Origin of the sequence: Halococcus salifodinae DSM 8989, assembly GCF_000336935.1 — an archaeon.
In the GTDB taxonomy this organism is placed as follows: Archaea; Halobacteriota; Halobacteria; order Halobacteriales; family Halococcaceae; genus Halococcus; species Halococcus salifodinae.
In genome coordinates this window covers 55,677-72,945 of sequence record NZ_AOME01000069.1, presented here as the reverse complement: position 1 = coordinate 72,945, position 17,269 = coordinate 55,677, and the positions used below count along the sequence as shown (strand labels likewise).

The 17,269-nt window shown below is 66.4% G+C and carries 19 protein-coding genes; 7 read left to right on the top strand and 12 right to left on the bottom strand.

Going from position 1 to position 17,269, the window contains the following annotated elements; all coding sequences use genetic code 11:
• The first annotated feature begins 116 nt into the window (after positions 1 to 116).
• The gene (locus C450_RS12575; RefSeq protein ID WP_005043942.1) at positions 117 to 1,697 is read left to right on the top strand and encodes a TrkH family potassium uptake protein; all 1,581 of its coding nucleotides are present in this window, start codon (positions 117 to 119) and stop codon (positions 1,695 to 1,697) included.
• Positions 1,698 to 1,812: 115 nt separating this feature from the next.
• On the top strand, positions 1,813 to 2,973 hold the full coding sequence (locus C450_RS12570; RefSeq protein ID WP_005043938.1) for an NAD-binding protein: 1,161 nt from the start codon (positions 1,813 to 1,815) through the stop codon (positions 2,971 to 2,973).
• A 30-nt stretch (positions 2,974 to 3,003) separates the two neighbouring features.
• Here C450_RS12570 and uvrA read toward each other — a convergent pair whose 3' ends face one another.
• Positions 3,004 to 5,946: an excinuclease ABC subunit UvrA gene (uvrA, locus tag C450_RS12565; protein WP_005043936.1), complete on the bottom strand. Its 2,943-nt coding sequence runs from the start codon at positions 5,944 to 5,946 to the stop codon at positions 3,004 to 3,006.
• A 131-nt stretch (positions 5,947 to 6,077) separates the two neighbouring features.
• Between uvrA and C450_RS12560 the strand changes: the two genes are divergently transcribed.
• Complete coding sequence (locus tag C450_RS12560; protein WP_005043934.1) at positions 6,078 to 6,653, top strand: LURP-one-related/scramblase family protein; 576 nt, start codon at positions 6,078 to 6,080, stop codon at positions 6,651 to 6,653.
• On the opposite strand, the gene C450_RS12555 is transcribed toward C450_RS12560, so the two are convergent.
• Positions 6,654 to 7,391 carry an SDR family NAD(P)-dependent oxidoreductase gene (locus tag C450_RS12555; RefSeq protein WP_005043932.1) on the bottom strand — a complete coding sequence of 246 codons (738 nt, stop codon included), beginning with the start codon at positions 7,389 to 7,391 and terminating at the stop codon, positions 6,654 to 6,656. It lies immediately after the preceding gene.
• An 87-nt stretch (positions 7,392 to 7,478) separates the two neighbouring features.
• Between C450_RS12555 and C450_RS12550 the strand changes: the two genes are divergently transcribed.
• The gene (locus C450_RS12550) at positions 7,479 to 8,450 is read left to right on the top strand and encodes an ROK family protein (RefSeq protein ID WP_005043930.1); all 972 of its coding nucleotides are present in this window, start codon (positions 7,479 to 7,481) and stop codon (positions 8,448 to 8,450) included.
• A gap of 28 nt (positions 8,451 to 8,478) precedes the next feature.
• On the opposite strand, the gene C450_RS12545 is transcribed toward C450_RS12550, so the two are convergent.
• Complete coding sequence (locus tag C450_RS12545; protein WP_005043928.1) at positions 8,479 to 8,958, bottom strand: cupin domain-containing protein; 480 nt, start codon at positions 8,956 to 8,958, stop codon at positions 8,479 to 8,481.
• 107 nt (positions 8,959 to 9,065) lie between these two features.
• On the opposite strand from C450_RS12545, the gene C450_RS12540 reads away from it, so the two are divergent.
• A complete protein-coding gene (locus C450_RS12540) occupies positions 9,066 to 10,508 on the top strand; it encodes an LVIVD repeat-containing protein (protein WP_005043925.1) in 1,443 nt (480 codons plus the stop codon).
• A gap of 17 nt (positions 10,509 to 10,525) precedes the next feature.
• Here the strand turns inward: C450_RS12540 and C450_RS12535 are convergent, their stop codons facing one another.
• Together C450_RS12535 and C450_RS12530 are read right to left on the bottom strand one after the other, a co-directional pair.
• The gene (locus C450_RS12535; RefSeq protein WP_005043922.1) at positions 10,526 to 10,903 is read right to left on the bottom strand and encodes a DUF7532 family protein; all 378 of its coding nucleotides are present in this window, start codon (positions 10,901 to 10,903) and stop codon (positions 10,526 to 10,528) included.
• A gap of 49 nt (positions 10,904 to 10,952) precedes the next feature.
• Positions 10,953 to 11,900 carry an NOG1 family protein gene (locus tag C450_RS12530; protein ID WP_005043919.1) on the bottom strand — a complete coding sequence of 316 codons (948 nt, stop codon included), beginning with the start codon at positions 11,898 to 11,900 and terminating at the stop codon, positions 10,953 to 10,955.
• 124 nt (positions 11,901 to 12,024) lie between these two features.
• Between C450_RS12530 and C450_RS12525 the strand changes: the two genes are divergently transcribed.
• Entirely contained in the window at positions 12,025 to 12,378 is a 354-nt protein-coding gene (locus C450_RS12525) for a DUF5518 domain-containing protein (protein WP_005043916.1), read from the top strand.
• 6 nt (positions 12,379 to 12,384) lie between these two features.
• Here C450_RS12525 and hisE read toward each other — a convergent pair whose 3' ends face one another.
• The 4 genes from hisE to C450_RS12505 all read right to left on the bottom strand — a co-directional run bounded on the left by hisE (position 12,385) and on the right by C450_RS12505 (position 14,050).
• Positions 12,385 to 12,708, bottom strand: a complete 324-nt coding sequence (gene hisE, locus C450_RS12520) for a phosphoribosyl-ATP diphosphatase (protein WP_005043913.1) — start codon at positions 12,706 to 12,708, stop codon at positions 12,385 to 12,387.
• Positions 12,705 to 13,166 (bottom strand): bifunctional nuclease family protein, encoded by a 462-nt coding sequence (locus tag C450_RS12515; RefSeq protein ID WP_005043911.1) that lies wholly within the window; start codon positions 13,164 to 13,166, stop codon positions 12,705 to 12,707. Before C450_RS12515 ends, hisE begins: the two co-directional genes overlap by 4 nt.
• 99 nt (positions 13,167 to 13,265) lie before the next feature.
• Positions 13,266 to 13,856, bottom strand: coding sequence for a pyridoxal 5'-phosphate synthase glutaminase subunit PdxT (gene pdxT, locus C450_RS12510; RefSeq protein ID WP_005043908.1), 591 nt, complete (start codon positions 13,854 to 13,856; stop codon positions 13,266 to 13,268).
• A gap of 35 nt (positions 13,857 to 13,891) precedes the next feature.
• On the bottom strand, positions 13,892 to 14,050 hold the full coding sequence (locus C450_RS12505; RefSeq protein WP_005043906.1) for a preprotein translocase subunit Sec61beta: 159 nt from the start codon (positions 14,048 to 14,050) through the stop codon (positions 13,892 to 13,894).
• 142 nt (positions 14,051 to 14,192) lie between these two features.
• Here C450_RS12505 and trxA point away from each other — a divergent pair, with 142 nt between their 5' ends.
• Positions 14,193 to 14,462, top strand: a complete 270-nt coding sequence (trxA, locus tag C450_RS12500; RefSeq protein WP_005043905.1) for a thioredoxin — start codon at positions 14,193 to 14,195, stop codon at positions 14,460 to 14,462.
• Between the two features lie 80 nt (positions 14,463 to 14,542).
• Here the strand turns inward: trxA and C450_RS12495 are convergent, their stop codons facing one another.
• The 3 genes from C450_RS12495 to C450_RS12485 all read right to left on the bottom strand — a co-directional run bounded on the left by C450_RS12495 (position 14,543) and on the right by C450_RS12485 (position 17,257).
• On the bottom strand, positions 14,543 to 14,746 hold the full coding sequence (locus C450_RS12495; protein WP_005043902.1) for a hypothetical protein: 204 nt from the start codon (positions 14,744 to 14,746) through the stop codon (positions 14,543 to 14,545).
• A gap of 140 nt (positions 14,747 to 14,886) precedes the next feature.
• Positions 14,887 to 15,765 (bottom strand): trehalose-phosphatase, encoded by an 879-nt coding sequence (otsB, locus tag C450_RS12490; RefSeq protein WP_005043901.1) that lies wholly within the window; start codon positions 15,763 to 15,765, stop codon positions 14,887 to 14,889.
• Positions 15,755 to 17,257 carry an alpha,alpha-trehalose-phosphate synthase (UDP-forming) gene (locus C450_RS12485; protein WP_005043899.1) on the bottom strand — a complete coding sequence of 501 codons (1,503 nt, stop codon included), beginning with the start codon at positions 17,255 to 17,257 and terminating at the stop codon, positions 15,755 to 15,757. The genes otsB and C450_RS12485 overlap by 11 nt, the downstream gene beginning before the upstream one ends.
• Between the last annotated feature and the right edge of the window lie 12 nt (positions 17,258 to 17,269).

Here is a 17,269-nt window from a genome sequence, read left to right as displayed (position 1 = left end):
GTCCCATAAATCGATGGCGACGCTCCGGGGAAGGAGCGTCGACACGCTCGCCGCCAGGCGGTACTCGGTTCGTGTATCGAGGCCCTTATTTGTCGGACGGGCACCCAGACAGTCGCATGAGTGCCGACCGGCTGAGTGCGGTGACGGACGCCCTCAACCTGGATTTCGACGTCTACATCGATTACAAGTCGAGTCTTGGGTTCGTCGGGCTGGTGCTCAAGTACATGGCGCTCGCGCCGCTCGTACCGGCGGCGGCCGCGCTCTACTACGGCGAGGACCCGGTCCCGTTTCTCGTGACGATCGCGGCGATGGGCGGGCTGGGTGTCGTTCTCGATCGCCTCCGATCGGACGCCCAGCTCGGCCACCGCGAGGCGTTCCTCGTCGTGAGTCTCACGTGGCTAGTCGTTCCGCTGGTCGGGATGCTCCCGTACCTGCTCGCGGGCCAGGGCACGATCGCCCAGCCGGCGAACGCTTTCTTCGAGAGCATGAGCGGGTTCACCACGACGGGATCGACCGTCCTCGCGGAGATTTCCTTCGAACAGCACTCCCGGTCGATCCTGCTGTGGCGACAGCTCACTCAGTGGATCGGCGGCATGGGAATCCTGGTGCTCATGGTCGCCATCCTCCCTGAACTCTCGGTCGGTGGCGCACAGGTCATCGGCGAGGAAGCGCCCGGTCTCTCGATCCAGAAGCTCACCCCGCGGATCCAGGACACCGCTCGGGCGCTCTGGGGCATCTACGTCGGGTTCACGGCGCTCGCGGTCGCGGTGTACTACGCACTTCACCTCGCCGGCGTGGCTCCCGAGATGGACTTTTATGGTGCGGTCGCCCACGCCCTGACGACGCTTCCCACGGGCGGGTTCTCGCCGCAAGCGCGGAGTGTCGAGGCGTTCTCGCCGGCGATCCAGTGGGCGGTGATCGTCTTCATGATTGTCGCCGGCACCAACTTCGCACTCTTCTGGTACGCCATGCGTGGCGAGCCCGGACGGCTGTTTCGCAACGTCGAGTTCCGGTCGTACCTCCTCGCGATGGGTGTCGTCGGCGGCCTCCTCGCCGTCCTGCTGTTCGCCGGCGTCGGCCTCGACGAGATCCCTTCGGGCGTCGCGACGATCCCCGGCGACGTCGAGCACTCGGTGCGCCAGGCGCTCTTCCAGACCGCCGCGATCGTGACCACCACGGGCTACGCGAGCATGGACTTCAACACGTGGGACCAGTCGAGCCAGGTCGTGCTCCTGTTCGCGATGTTTCTGGGGGGGTCGGCCGGCTCCGCGGCGGGCTCGATCAAGATCATCCGGTGGTATCTCGTGCAGAAAGCGATGGCTAGAGAACTTTTCACTTCGATCCACCCCGAGGCGGTGCGGCCGATCGAGCTCCCCTCGGGAACCACCGACGAGGACACGATCCGGAGCGTGTTCGTGTTCGTGATGCTCTTCATCGTGATCTTCGTGGCCTCCACGATCGTCCTCTACATCGACAGCCACCTGACCGGCCTCGAGCTCTCCGGTATCGAGACGGTGAGCGCGGCGATCGCGACGCTTGGCAACGTCGGGCCGGGCGTCGGCGTCGTGGGCCCGATGAACAACTTCCTACCGTTCTCGTCGGCCGCGAAGGTCTACATGGCGCTGTTGATGTGGATCGGTCGCCTCGAGATCCTCTCGGTTCTCATCGTGTTCTCCCCTTCGTACTGGCGAGTCTGACGGCTCGAACGTCGCGGTTCTGGTGTCCACGAATCGACGAACGAGCGGATGGGAGGGGCGGGACCACGGCGCGGCATCGGTCCAGTTTTATCGGTGTGGACTGGTAGCAACGCGAGTGGACAGCACGTGGGTTCGTTCGTACTGGCAGCGTCACGGCGGCCGGCTCACGGTCCTCCTCGCCGCGACCGTCGCCGCGCTGTCGGTAGCGACCGGGGTCGCGAACATCGGTGCGCGGAGCGTCGTCGGCCCGCTCGGGCAGTTCGTTCCGGAGTGGATACAGCGAACCGCCGGTTTCACCGGATCGCTCACCGGCTTTCTACTCGTCGTGAGCGCGCTCGGGCTCCGGCGGCGGCTGCGAGTCGCGTGGTACGCGACGACCATCCTCCTCCCGATGGGTGCGCTCCAGGGACTGCTCCAGTCGAGTTCGCTGTCGGTGCCGCTCGTCGTGCTCTCGATCGTGACGTTCCCAGTGGTGCTCGTGAACGCCACACGGTTCGACCGGGAGCTTTCGGTTTCGACATCACAGCTGGCGGCCGGGGCCGCGCTCGTCGCCACACAGGTTTATGGGACGGTGGGCGCGTACACGCTCCGTGACGAGTTCACCACCATCGATACCCCGATCGATGCGTTCTACTACGCGATCGCGACCGCGAGCACGGTCGGTTACGGCGATGCGGTGCCGACGAGTCAGGCCGCGCGGCTGTTCGGCATCTCGGTCGTGCTCCTCGGAGCCAGCAGTTTCGCGCTCGCGCTCGGGACGCTGCTGGGCCCCGCGATCGAGGCGCGCTTTTCGCGGGCGCTCGGGCGCATGACCGGGAGCCAACTCGAACTCCTCGAAGACCACGTGCTGGTGCTCGGCTACGGCGATCTCACCGAACCCGTGGTCGCGGAGCTCACGGATGCCGCCGAGTTCCTCGTCATCACACCCGATTCCGAGCGGGCGTCGACGCTAGCCGACCGAGACGTCGACGTTCTCACCGCCGATCCGAGCGACGAGGAGACCCTCCGGCGCGCCCGCATCGACGACGCGCGGGCGGTCGTGGTCGCGACCGACGACGACGCCCAGGACGCACTCGCGGTGCTGACGGCGCGGGATCTGAACAGCGAGGTGTACATCGTCGCGGCCGCCACCGACCGTGAGAACGTTCCGAAGCTCGAACGCGCGGGGGCCGACACCGTCATCAGCCCGGCGAGCATCGGCGGCCAGCTGCTCGTGCGCTCCGCGCTGGACCGGAGCGATGTCTACGACGCCGTGGCGCGGCTCGTCGAGGAGTGATCGACGACGGGACGTGCCGCAAGGGGAACGTCAGTCGTCGCCAGCGGCCCCGACGCGGCGTTCCGCTCGCGGCCCCTCCAGGTCGACGCCAGGCAGCAGATCTCGGAGGTATCGCCCAGTGTGGGAGTCCTCGACACCAGTCAGCGCCTCGGGCGTATCCGCCGCTACGATCTCGCCCCCGTGTTCGCCGCCCTCGGGGCCGAGGTCGATCACGTGATCGGCGTTCTTCACGAGGTCGAGTTCGTGTTCGACCACGACAACGGTGTTGCCGTTGTCGGTGAGGCGTTGGAGCACGTCGATGAGCTTGCGCTCGTCGGCCGAATGCAGCCCTGTCGTGGGCTCGTCGAGCAGATAGAGCGTGTCGCCGGTCTGTTTCTTTCCCAACTCCTCGGCGAGTTTGACGCGCTGGGCCTCGCCCCCGGAGAGGGTGGTCGAGGGCTGACCGAGTCGCATGTACCCCAGTCCGACGTCCCGGAGAAGCTGGAGCCGGCGTTCGAGCCTGGTGTCGGCCTCGAAGAAGTCGTAGGCCTCCTCGATCGACATGTCGAGCACGTCCGCGATGGTTTTCCCCTTGAACGTCACGTCGAGGGTCTCATCGTTGTAGCGCGCGCCACCACACTCCTCACAGGGCACGTGAACATCGGAGAGGAAGTTCATCTCGATCTTGACCGTGCCCTGGCCGCCGCAGGCCTCACACCGGCCGCCTTTGACGTTGAACGAGAAACGGCCCTTCTCGTAGCCACGCTGTTTGGCGAGTTTGGTCTCGGCGAAGCGCTTGCGGACGTAATCGAACACCCCAGTATAAGTCGCGGGGTTCGAGCGCGGCGTCCGGCCGATCGGCGACTGATCGATCAACCTGACAGTTTCGATCCCGTCGTACTCGATCGCATCGTGCTCGCCAGGATCGACGGAGCGGTTGTCGTTCATCTCGCGCACGAGCCCCTTGTAGAGCACGTCGTGCATGAGCGTCGACTTTCCGGAGCCCGATACGCCGGTGATCGCGGTGAAACAACCCAACGGGATCGACACGTCGAGATCGTCGAGGTTGTGCTGGCGCGCGCCCCGGATCACGAGTTCGTCGTCGGGATCGCGTCGTTCCTCGGGCACCGGGATCGCCTTCCGACCGCTGAGATAGTCGCCCGTGATCGATCTCTCGGCGCGTTTGATCTCCTCGACGGGTCCCTGGGCGACGACCTCGCCGCCGCGCTTGCCGGGACCAGGCCCCATGTCGATGACCTCGTCGGCCCGGCGCATCGTCTCCTCGTCGTGTTCGACGACGAGCAGGGTGTTGCCGAGGTCGCGGAGCTCCGCCAAGGTGTTCAGGAGTCGGTCGTTGTCGCGCTGGTGGAGTCCGATCGAGGGCTCGTCGAGCACGTAAAGCACCCCGACGAGTCCGGAACCGATCTGGGTGGCGAGCCGGATGCGCTGGCTTTCGCCGCCCGAGAGGGTGGCCGCCTGGCGATCGAGCGTGAGATATTCGAGCCCGACCTCGCACATGAACCCGAGCCGGGCGCGGATCTCCTTCAGGATCTCCTCGGCGATGGTTCGCTCACGCTCGGTCATGTCGGTCTCCATCCCCTCGAAGTGCGCGAGCGCATCGCCGATCGACAGCCGATTGACTGCGGTGATCGGCGTGTCGTCGATCAAAACGGCGCGGCTCTCGGGCTTGATCCGGGTCCCGTCACAGGCCGGACACGTCGTGGTCGCCATGAACTTCTCGATGTGGTCGCGCGTGCCCGAGCTCTCGGTCTCGACGTGGCGGCGTTCGAGGTTGGGGATCACGCCCTCGAACCGTTTTTCCTTCCGCCGGGTGCCGTTTTTCGTCCGCCGTTCGAAGACCACCTGCTCGGACGTACCATACAGAAACGCTTCCTGAATGTCGGAATCCAGATCGGCGAACGGCGTATCGAGCGAGAGTCCGAAGTGGGCCGCGACGGCATCGAGTCGCGTCTGGTAGTACGATCGGGAGTAGCTCCACGGCTCGAACACCTCGCGAAGCGGTTTTTCGGGGTTCTGAATCACGAGCTCCTCGTCAACCTCCTTGGCCTCGCCGATGCCCTCGCATTCGGGACACGCACCGTGCGGACTATTGAACGAAAAGGACCGAGTCTCGATCTCGGAGATGTCGATCCCGCAGTGGGTACACGCGAGCGCCTCGGAGAACTCGACGACCGACCGCTCGTCGGTCTCCCCCGCAAGGTCGCCGGTCGCTCGCGCCGTCGACCCACCGATGTCGACCTCGGCGGGCGGGTCGGGCAGGAACACTTTGAGCACGCCCTCGGCCTCTTCGAGGGCGGTTTCGACGCTGTCGGTGATCCGCGAGCGGGCGTCCTCGCTCACTTTCACCCGGTCGACCACCACGTCGACGGTGTGATCGTAGTTCTCGTCGAGATCCGGTCGATCGGTCGCGAGGTCGAACGTCTCGCCGTCGACTTCGACGCGGGAGTACCCCTCGCTCACGAGCTCGTCGAACAGGTCCTCGAAGGCTCCCTTCTGGTCGCGGACGACCGGTGCGGCGATCTTCGCTCTGGTCCCCTCGGGAAGTTCTAAAATCCGCCGGACCATCTGCTGGGCGGACTGTTCGCCGACCTCGCGGCCACACTCCGGACAATGCGGCGTGCCGATGCGAGCGTAGAGCAGTCGGAGGTAGTCGTGGAGTTCCGTGACTGTGCCAACCGTCGAGCGGGGGTTGTTGGCGGCGTTTTTCTGGTCGATCGAGATCGCCGGCGAGAGTCCCTCGACGTTCTCGACCTGGGGCTTGTCCATCTGACCGAGGAAGTTCCGGGCGTAGGCCGAGAGGCTCTCGATGTATCGGCGCTGGCCTTCGGCGTAGACGGTCTCGAAGGCGAGCGAGGATTTGCCCGAGCCCGAGAGGCCAGTGACGACCGTGAACGCCTCGCGTGGGATGGTGACGTCGAGGTCTTTCAGGTTGTGTTCCTCCGCGCCGCGGACCTCGATGACGTCCTTACTCATTGGTTTCGGTGGGGGCGCGGACGGTGAAACCTTGTCGGTCGCGGCCCGAATCACAGCGACTGCCCCGTTCACGAACGGATCGGATGAAGCCCCTCCGATACGTATTTGATGGTCGTCGCCGAGGCGAGCGTATGGTGAGCACCGACTCCCTCGTGGGGATCGAGCTGACCGGCGACGAGTACCGGGTGGTTCAGTCGCTGTTTCGGAACAAGTACCGGGCGTACGACTCGGCAGGGGAGCTCGTGCTTCAGGGCAAACAGAAGATGCTGAAGATGAAAGAGGAGTTCCCGTTCGTAGGGCCGGACGGCGATCCCGTCTTCACCGTGAAAGCCGGCGGGATCCTCGACGTCGCGGGCAACTACACCCTCACCGACGACGCGACCGGCGAGCCGGTGGTCGTTCTCGACGAGAACTACACGCTGCTCACCGATCGGTGGAAGCTCCGAGACCCGGATACAGAGTCGGTCATCGCCGAGATCACCTCACAGAGCACGCTCGTCGAGGCACTTCGGTACTTCAGCGACGTCTTCTCGATCCTCCCTCATAAATACGAGATCACCGATGCCGACGGCGATCACGTCGGAAGTATCGAGGGCAAGCTCTCGCTGAAAGACGAGTACGTCGTCCGAATCGACGACGCGAGCGACGTCCCGAAGGAAGCCATCGTCGCGGCCGCGATGGTGATCGACGCGATCGAGGGGAACTAGTTAGACCCGCTCGGGCCGCCACCCACCGTCGACAGCGACGTTCTGGCCGCTCAGGTAGTCGCTGTCGTCTTCGAGAAAGAACAGCATCGCCTGGCACATGTCCTCGAACGATGCCGATCGCCCACGAGGCAGGCTGTCCGGAAATACGTCGGAGTTTTCGACCACATACGGCGAGACCGCGTTCACCGTGATTCCCTCGTCCTGGGTGTCGGCAGCGAGCATCCGAGTGAACATCAGCACGCCCGCCTTCGCCACGAAATAGGGGAAGTTCTGCGGGCTGACGAGCAGTCGGTCGGCGCTCGCGTAGCCGACGTTGACGATCCGGCCCCACTCGGCCGCGCGCATTCCATCCAGCGCGCGCTTCGAACAGAGATAGGTCCCGTTCAGATTGGTTTCGAGTACCCGGTTCCACGTCTCGAAGTCGATCTCTTCCCAGTGGGTCGGCGCGAACGCACCCACGTTGTTCACGAGCACGTCCACGCTCCCTAGATCGTTCTCGACGGCGGAAAAGAGGTCGTCGACGGCGTCGGGGTCGGTCACGTCGGCCTGGACGGTCGTGACGTCGACGCCGTGCTCGCGGGCGCGGTCGGCCACCTTGCTCGCGGCGTCGGCGCTGGTGTTGTAGTGGACGGCGACCGACGCACCGCAGTCGGCGAGCGCGAGCAGGAGTTCGCGGCCGACGCCTTTCGCACTGCCGGTGACGAGCGCCGTTCGACCGGCGAGATCGGGATCGATCATGTGGCCACGTTCGTCCCCAGGGGGCTTCCATCCGCCGGTGCGAGCCCAATGCCGATGAGTTAAGACGAGGAGCGGCGTTGCCGACGTATGGCGAGGTACGCCGGCGTCGATCTCGGGGGGACGAACGTCCGCGCGGTCGTCGCCGACGCTGACGGCGAGATCCGCGGCAGCGACAAGCGGCCGGTCCCACCCGATCTCTCTACGGGGCTCCCGGTCACCGACGCGATACTCGACTGTCTCCGCGAGGCGTGTCTGGCGGCGGACGCGTCCCCGGGGGCGATCGAGGCGGTCGGGGTGGCCGCCGCCGGCCGGCTCGACCCCACCGAGGGAATCGTCGAGCCAACGAACATCGCGGTCGACACCGTCCCGCTCACCGGGCCGATCGCGAACCTCGTGAACTCGGATCGAGTCCACCTCCACAAGGACGTCGCCGCGGGGGTGATCGGCGAGCGGTATCACGCCGAGCGCAACCCCGACGACATGGTCTACCTCACGATTTCGAGCGGAATCGGGGCTGGCGTCACCGTCGACGGCTCCGTCCTCAAAGGGTGGGACAGCAACGCGGGCGAGGTCGGCCACTACGCCGTCGATCCCGAGGGACGGCTGACCTGTGGCTGCGGCCACGACGGTCACTGGGAAGCGTACTGCTCGGGGGCGAACATCCCGGCGTACGCGCGGTTGCTCTGGAACGACGCCGACCGACCCGCGACCGCCCTCCCGATCGACGAGGAAGGGTTCGACGCCGTCGACGTGTTCGCCCACGCCCGCGAGGACGCGTTCGCCGAACGGGTCGTCGACCGCCTCGCGGAGTGGAACGCGATGGGCGTGGCGGGCGTGGTCCACGCCTACGCGCCGCTCGTGATCTCGGTCGGTGGGGCGGTCGCGCTCAACAACGAGGAACTCGTGGTCGATCCGATCCGCGACCGGCTCGACGATCTCGTGATGACCAACGTCCCCGAGGTCCGACTCACCGAGTTCGGCGACGACGTCGTGGTTCGGGGCGCGCTCGCGAGCGCGCTCACCGGCGGGACGGGTGATCCGGCCGATCACCGCGGGTGAGAACAACAGCGGGGTCGATCGGTGTGGCTCAGATGTCGGCGTCGATCGCCGCGCCGCACTCGGGGCATTCGAGCCCCATTCCGTCGTCGGTCATCGTGATCGCGAGCACGTCGCTTTCGCCACACTCGGGACAGGGCTGAGGCACGCGCCCTTCCGTCGACTCCTTCGGTGCCCCGAGCGCCAGTGCGGCCACGGGCTCGTCGCTCTCGTTGCGGCCCTGCTGGAACTCACCGGGCGCGAACCGAATCGTCTCGCCGGCAGTCACCTCGACGAGATCGCTGTCGGCAGTGGCCTCGGACTTGGTTTCGAACGTCGCGGTCCCTTCCTGAACGTAGAACACCTCCTCTTGATCGAGATGTGCGTGGAGCCCGCCCGAGAACGCCTCGCCGGGCCCCAGCGCGTAGTGATTCATGGCGAGGTCCGCGGTGTCGAGTGGCTCCGACAGACTGCGTCGATCGGCGTCGCCCATCTCGCTCCCTGCCGCCTCGTCGATGGCAATCTTCCCCATGCGAGCCACAGTACCGCCGGGACGAACAAAAGCCCTCTCCGGATTCGAGAGAAGTCGGCGGGTCGCCGGAACCACAACCCATACCCGTTTTGGACCGAAGACCGCGTATGCGACGCCGGGATCTACTGTGCGCTGCGGCCGGGACGCTCGCGCTGCCGGCCGTCACCCGGCGCTCGATCGCACAGTCGGCGTACGAACCGCTCGGGCGCGTCCCGCTCGACGGCGCGACCGAAGTCGTCGTGGGCGACGATGGCCGGACGGCCTTTCTCGCCGCCACGACCGGGTTCGGCGTCGTCGATCTGAGCGATCCGAAAAATCCGCGAGTGCTCGCCGACCGCCGAGGCCTGCTCGCCGACCGCGAGAACGGCCCCCTCACGGACATCCGCGACGCCAAACTCGATGGCGACCGATTGATCGTGGTCGGTCCGGCGAACCCGGGTGCGGGGCTCAACGCGATGGTGCTCTACGACGTGAGTGATCCCGCAAGCCCGAAGCGAGTCGCGGTCCACGAGACCGACTACGCCATCCACAACGCCTTTCTCACGGATGGGCGGGCGTACCTCTCGCAGTTCGACGGCGAAACGGTGGGCATGACGATCGTCGACATCGCGAACGACGAGCCCGAGCGCGTCGGCCGGTGGTCGATCCTCGACGAGCCGAACTGGGGAGGGATTCCTCTGTTTCCCGCGACGGTCCACGACATCTGGGTACAGGACGGAATAGCCTACATCGCCCACTGGGACGCCGGCACGTGGCTGGTCGACGTGCGCGACCCGTCGAATCCGACCGCGATCACCAGAATCGGGGGGCTCGCGCCCGACGAACTCGCGTCGCTCTCGGGCGAGGCGCTCCGGCGCGCACAGCTCGTCCCGCCGGGCAACTCACACTACGTGACCGTCGACGAGGACGCCGCCGTCATGGGTGTCGGGGTCGAGTCGTGGGCCGTCGAGGGCGAGGGCGGACCGGGCGGGATCACGCTCTGGGACATCGAATCGCCGCAGAATCCCGAAGAGCTCGCCACGATCGACGCCCCACCGACGCCGGCCCCGAGCTACGGCGGACTCTGGACCACCGCCCACAACTTCGATCTCGCCGACGGCCGGCTCTACTCGTCGTGGTACCGCGGCGGCGTGAAGATCCACGACGTGAGCGATCCCGCGAATCCCGAGGAGATCGCCACCTGGCGACGGACCGAGGACACGAGCTTCTGGGCGACCGTGCTCGCGGTCCCCGGGGAGTTCTTCGTGGGCTGTAGCTGGAACCAGTACGGCGAGCTTCCCCAGGCACATCTCTACACGTTCCCCGACCGCGCCGGCCCGGTACCGGAATCGACCACCGAAGCGACGACGGACCGCAACGCAGCGACCGCGAACGGCTCCGCGCCAGCGACGACTGGTTCGGCAGACGGGGCCGAAACAGCGAGCAACGAAACCACTAACGGGGAGAGCGCTGGTGCAGGACCAGGGTTCGGCGTACCCGCGGCAGTCGGCGGCGTCGGACTCGCAGCGTGGCGATATCTCCGCCAGAACGACGAGTCGAAAAAGCGGTAGCGGAGCGGGTGGTCAGGTTACCGCAGCGCGTCGCGATCGGCCGCGAAGCGCACCCGATCGTGGATCGTGGGCCCAAGCGAGAGTTCGACCACGTCCTCGGTGAGCACGCGCCCACCTTCGACCGGGACGCCCCACGTCCCAAACCTGAGATAGCCCCGAATGTCGTCGGCGTGGGTGAACAGATCGAGATACTCCACGCCGTGCTCGGGGAACTCGCTTGCGCTGTGGGCCTGGTCCATGTCGGAGTAGACCGTATCGAGACCGTCGAAAAAGGTCTCCAGCTCGTCGGCAGCGTCGTTCGTGGCCGCGACGACCGCCTCGCTCGCCGCACGAACCTCGTCGGTCGAGAGCCCCGCGTCGGCGAGCGCGCGCTGGGTACGCTGATCGAAGTGCATGGCGGCAGTTCGGCGGCTGGCGGTGAAAACGTCGCGGTTGGGGCCGTCGTCAGGGCAGGTCGGGTTCGTAGCCGATCGCGTCGACCGCCGCGTCGATCAGCTCCTCGATCCCCTCGCTTTCCTCGACGCTCAGGTAGTGATCGGCGTCGAGATCGCGCGAGCGGTCGGCCTTCGAGCACACCGTGAGCACCGGCACGTCGAAGCGCTCGCGGACGGCGGTTTCGAGCGCGTGCTGGTCGGTAAGCGGATAGCCACACGCTTCGCTCGCGTCGACGAACACGAGCACGCAGTCAGCAGCATGAGTGAGCGCGCTCTCGGCCTGGAGCTCGATGTCGTTGCGTTTGCCCGAGTCGCGATCGAGTAGTCCCGGAGTGTCGACGAGCTGGTAGCGGATGTGGTCGCGGGTGAGGTGGCCAACGCCGACTCGGGTAGTAGTAAAGGGGTACGACGCGATCTCGTGGCGGGCGTTCGTAACGTGATTGACAAAGGAGGACTTGCCGACGTTCGGAAAGCCCGCGACCACGATCGTGGGCTCGTCGGGGCGGATGTCGGGGAGCGCGCGGAGATCGTTGCGCGCCTCGCCGAGGCGATCGAGATCGTCGGCGACGTCCTCCACCACGTCCGCGAGCCGGGCAAACGCCTGCTTTCTGTGCTTGCGCGCGGTTTCGGTGTCGCCGCGAAGCCGGCCCTGATACTCGTTTTTGATCTCGTCGGTCTTCTGGCTCGCCCACCCGACTGTCGAGAGGCTCTGTCGAACGGCATCGACATCGACGAGCGAGTCGGCGAGCTCGTAGTAAAAGGGCTCGACGGTGTCGAAATCCGGCCAGCTCGTCACGACGTGTTCCAGATTGTCCGAAAGCACGTTCGCCGCGGTCTGGAGCATCGACTGCTGGGCCTCAAGCCCGGATTTCGCCCGACCCGCCCGCGTCGCCCGCGAGAACGCCCGGTCGATCAGCTCCTCCGCGGTGGGCGTCGTCGGCAGATCCTCGAAAATCATGGCCGGCGATAGCACGTACGAACGTAAAAACGCGTCAGTCGGCGGCGAGCGGCCGAGGTAGGATCTCATTGCCCGCACTCACTGTCGCCGACACAGATATACCACGACACCGACTACTCCCCATATGACGAACTGGCGTGCGGTCGGGATCGGATTTCTCGTTCACATCGTGCTCGGGATCGTCGGTGCGCCGATCGGGATCGGCCCGCTCGTCGCCGGAATCATTTCGGGGTTCGTCGCGGGCTACATCGCCGGTGGCGGCATCGGGAACGGCGCGTGGCACGGTTTCCTCGCGGGGTCGATCGGCGGGATCGTGCTCGCAATCGTCCTCGGTATCGCGATCACGATCGGTGCCGGCCTCGCCGGTGGCCCGCTCGGCGGGCTGCTCGGCGGCGGCGCGCTCCTCGTCGGGCTGGTCGTCGCGATCGTTTCGGGGCTCGAAAGTGCGATCGGCGGGGCAATCGCCGGACTCCTCTGAGCGGGGCTACCGCCGTTCGCGCAGTTCCGCGCGCAGATCCGCGACGTCCGCATCCTTCATCGCGAGCAACACGAGCAGATGATAGACGATGTCGGCGCTCTCATGGAGAAGCTCTTCTTGGTTGTCGTCCTTCGCCGCGAGCACGAGCTCCGTACTCTCCTCACCCAGCTTTTCGAGCACGGCGTTCTCACCCTTCTCGTGGGTGAACAGCGACGCCGTGTACGATCCCTCGGGGAGGGTGTCTCGGCGTTCTTCGATGACCGCGAACAGCTCGTCGAGCACAGGTTCTTCGGCCGGTTTCGTGTCAGTGGCAGTGCGATCGTCGCTCACAGCTCGTCCACCTCGCGGATGTCCTGGAGCTCCTCGAAGGTCTCGCGCGGTCGACCGCCCTCGTCGAACACGCCCGGATCGACCTCGATGTCGGCACCGGTCCGCGCGGCGAGCGCGAGCGAGTCGCTCGGCCGGGCGTCGATCACGGCGTCCGCGCGCGGCGTGTCGAGGTGGAGGTTCGCGGTGTAGGTCCCGCCGCCCTCGTCGCTCTCCTCGATCGCGTCGACCACCACGCGGTCGACCCGACCACCCAATTCCTCGACCACGTCGAGCAGGAGATCGTGGGTCAGCGGCCGGCCGATATCGATCGCGTCGAGACCACGGGCGATCGCGGTCGCCTCGTTGAACCCGATGAAGATCGGCAAGAGGTCGGGCTCGCCGTCGCTCGCGAGGAGCACGACGGGGACCGGCCCGGAGGGCGTGCCCGCGACACGGACCGCGTCGATGTGGGCGTGCATAGCTCTTCGACGTGGCGCGCGATGAAAAGTCTGTCACTGCCGGCGGTAGGATAGCACCGCCCGAGCGGTAGGCGGCTGTCGCCGGTCGCGCGATTTCGCTCAAACCGTGACGGTCTCGAAGAAGGCGAGGCCGTGGATGCGGGCGTCGTCGGTGAGCTCGGGGTGGAACGCGGTCCCGACAACCGGTCCATCACGGACCGCGACGGGATGACCGTCGAACGACGCGAGCACGTCCGCGTCGCCGACCGACGCGACTTGTGGTGCTCGAATGAACACCGCCGGGAACGGTTCGTTCAATCCTGTGACGTCGAGATGGGTTTCGAAGCTGTCGCGCTGGCGGCCGAAGGCGTTGCGATCCACGGTGACGTCGATCAACCCCAGCGTGTCGACCCGGTCGTCGCCCGCATCGGCGGCGGCGACGATCAGCCCCGCACATGTCGCAAGGAGGGGTTTGCCGGCCGCGACGTGGGCCTCGATCTCCGCCGCGATCCCCTCGCGATGGAGGTGCGCCGAGATGGCAGTGGACTCGCCGCCGGGGAGCAGGAGGAGGTCACACTTCGGAACAGTGCCCGCGGTGTGGATCTCGACCGTTTCGACGCGCTCGCCGTGGGCGCGCGCCGCGCGCTCGATGGCGGCAGCGTGCTCCCGAAAGTCGCCCTGGACCGCGATCACGCCGGCTGTGAGAGTCATGGAGAGGTGTGGAAGGCAGAAAGGACGGTGCCGCGTTACAGCACGTTCAGCACGAGGATCAGGACGCCGAACGCCACGCCGAACGCAACGATGGTCTTCGGATCGACTCGGATGGCGTTCCGGTCCTCGGCGTCGAAGTACCTGACCAGACCCGCACTCGACATCAGTCCGCCGGAGTTCTCGCCGCTGCTCATATCTCTCCTCCGCGAGCCGCGGGCCTAAGCCTTTCGTCGTGTGCCGCGGCGTGCTCGGGTGGTGTGGACGGACGCGAGGGCGACCGGAACGCACGGGTGGGAAACGCTTATGCGCGCGGCACGCCTACCTTAGCGGGAACGCATGACTGTTCGGTTGAAAGACTTTTACGCGGACTGGTGTGGCCCCTGCAAGACACAGGACCCGATCCTCGAGGAGATGGAAGAGGATCTGAACGGTGACGTCGAGTTCGAGAAGATCGACGTCGAAGCCGATCAGGAGGTCGCCAACGAGTACCAGGTACGCTCGCTGCCGACGCTCGTGATCGAGAACGACGATGGCGTGGTCGAGCGGTTCATCGGCGTGACTCAGCGCGACGAACTCGAAACCGCGATCGAGAAAGCCGGCGCGTAGAACTGACGATCGGTAAACGCCGAGTCGTCACGAATCAGCCCTGTTCTATCGGTCAACTGGAGGACGAGCGATGCGTGTGGCTATCGGAGCCGCTGGTACGCCCGGATGAGGATCTCAGCGATCGCCCCGACGAAGCTCCAGCGGTACGCGAGCGCGGCCGCGCCCAACAGGAGCGCCGCGATCTTCTTGTCACCACGGTACAGCGCCAGCCCGGCCTCAACCAGCATCGAAACCGCGCTGACGAGGCCCGATCGCTTCGACGTGAGTAGGTCCGAGAGTCCCATACAACTGTTATCGACTGCTGAGGACATAAGTCTCCGGGCGGCGCGTGCCGGTGAGGGTACTCGGTCCTCGACCGACGACAGCCACTCCCTCCGTCGGTGTGTCCGCCGGGTGCGGACGGCGAGGAGGTCGATGGATCGTCTTAGCCAGACGACGGTCGATCGAACGTAGCGAGCCCCTCAGTACAGAACCAGTCGATCAGCCGCTCGACCGCTGGCGGGTCGTCGATCCGGTAGTCCGCCGCGGTGTCCTCACCCGTACCGACGTGGATGCCGATCCCTCGATCACCGAGTTCGCGAAAGGCCGCCTCGTCGGTGGTGTCGTCGCCGACGTAGATCGGGAGCCATCCCTCGAAATCCGCGGTCAACAGCGAGAGCGCCGCGCCCTTGTCCCACGCGACCGCCGGCGTGAGCTCCACGATCTCCTTACCGGTCGAGCGCTCGAACCCACCCGGTGCGATCCGATCGACGGTTTCCTCGACTGCGTTCTGGACCGCCTCGGCTCGCTCGGGGGCCGCGCGGTAGTGGATCGTCGCGCTCACCGACTTGTCCTCGACGAAACAGTCGGTGTCCGCGAGCCGGTCGTCGAGGTCGTCGACGATGCGTTCGAGATCGTGCTGGCGTTTGTTCGCCACCGGATGCACGGTCGTCTCGCCGTCGTGGAACACTTCGAGACCGTGGTTGCCGGCGTACGCGATCCCCTCGATCCCCACGCGCGATCGAAGGTCGGCGAGCTCCCGGCCGCTGATGACCGCCACCCGGACCCGGTCGTGATCGCGGAGCGTCCGGAGCATCTCGCGGTTTTCCGGTGAAATCTCGGGTGCGTCGGGGTCTTCCTCGATAGCCGAGAGCGTGCCATCGAAGTCCGTACAGAAGGAGAGTCCGTCGGCGGCGGCGAGCCGATCGGCGATCGTCGCGAGCGGCTCGCCGCCGTCGAACAGCGCCGGCGGACGACCGTCGTTGCCGGCGTTCGTCCCGACGCTCTCTTCGGATCCGTCACCGCGGGTCGACTCACCCGCCATCGTGATCGCGCTGCTCGCGGAGGTCGCGGGCGGTCGCGAACACGTCGTCCATCCACGCGTAAAGGTCGTGGGCAGCGACCTGTTCGCGCAGCGCGGCCATCCGGTCGCGGCGCTCGTCGGGAGCCATCGCGAGCGCCTGCTGGATGGTGTCGGCGAACGACTCGGTGTCGTAGGGGTTGATCGTGAGCGCGTGCTCGCCGAGCTCCTCGTGCGCGCCGGCCTGATCCGAGAGCACCAACACGCCGTCGTCGTCGACCTGCGCCGCGACGTACTCCTTCGCGACGAGGTTCATCCCGTCCCGGACCGCGCTCACCAACATGACGTCGGAGTAGCGATACAGCCCGCAGAGCTCGGACTGGGGGATGAACTCGTCGATGTAGACCACGGGCTGCCAGTCCGGGGTTCCAAAGCGGTCGTTGATCCGCTCGATCGTCTCCCGGACGTTCTGCTGGAGGTCCTGATAGTCGGGGATCAACGACCGGCTCTCGCTCGCCTTCTGGACGTACGTCACCGTCCCCTGGTACTCGGGTTCGGTCTCCCAGAGCCGTTCGAGCGCTTCGAGGCGCTCGACGATCCCCTTGGTGTAATCCAGCCTGTCGACGCCGACGATCATCGTCGTGTCGGCACCGATGTCGTACGTCGAGCGGATGTCGGCCTCGAACGACGCGTCGGCGGCCGCGCTCTCCTCACGGATCGATTCGGCGTCGATCCCGAGCGGGAACGCTCGAACAGTAGTAGTGTGGCCCTCGTAGTTGATCCGGCCGCCCTCCTCGTCGATGAAGGCGTCCTCCAAGGCCCGATCCACGCAGTCGAGGAAGTTCTCGCAGTAGCGCTCGACGTGGAACCCCAAGAGATCGTTCCCGAGGAGCCCCTCCAGCAGCTGCTGACCCTGCGGGCACGCCCGGAACGTGTCCCAGCCAGGCCACGTGATGTGCCAGAAATGCATGATGAAGGGGTCGTCGAGCGCGTCGCGCACGGCGCGCGGCGCGAGCGTGAAGTGATAGTCCTGAAACCACACGAGGGGATCGTCGCTCGCCGATTCCGCGACCGCCTCGGCGAAGCGTTCGTTGACCTGTTGGTAGCGCTGCCAGAACCGCTCGACGTACTCGGTCTTCATCGTCCCGCCGTGACACAGCGGCCAGAGCACCCGGTTGCTGTAGCCGTAGTAGTAGCCCTCGACCTCCTCCTCGGAGAGCCAGAGGCGTTTGAGGGTGTAGGCCTCGGACTCGGGCGGCATCCGGACCTCACCGTTCTCGTCGGTGACGTCGGCGTCGGCCTCGCCGTCGCCCCACGCGACCCACGTCCCGTCGGTCTCCTGCATCACGGGATCGAGTCCGGCCGTGAGCCCGCCGGCGGGCCGGTTGACGCTGATGGTCCGCTCGCCCGCGTCGTCGTGCTCGTAGCTGTGTGTGTACGGCTGGCGGTTCGAGACGAGGATCAGGTCGTCGGCGACGGGCGGGGGCCCGTCCGTACCACCGGCGTCAACCGCCATACGATGTACCCA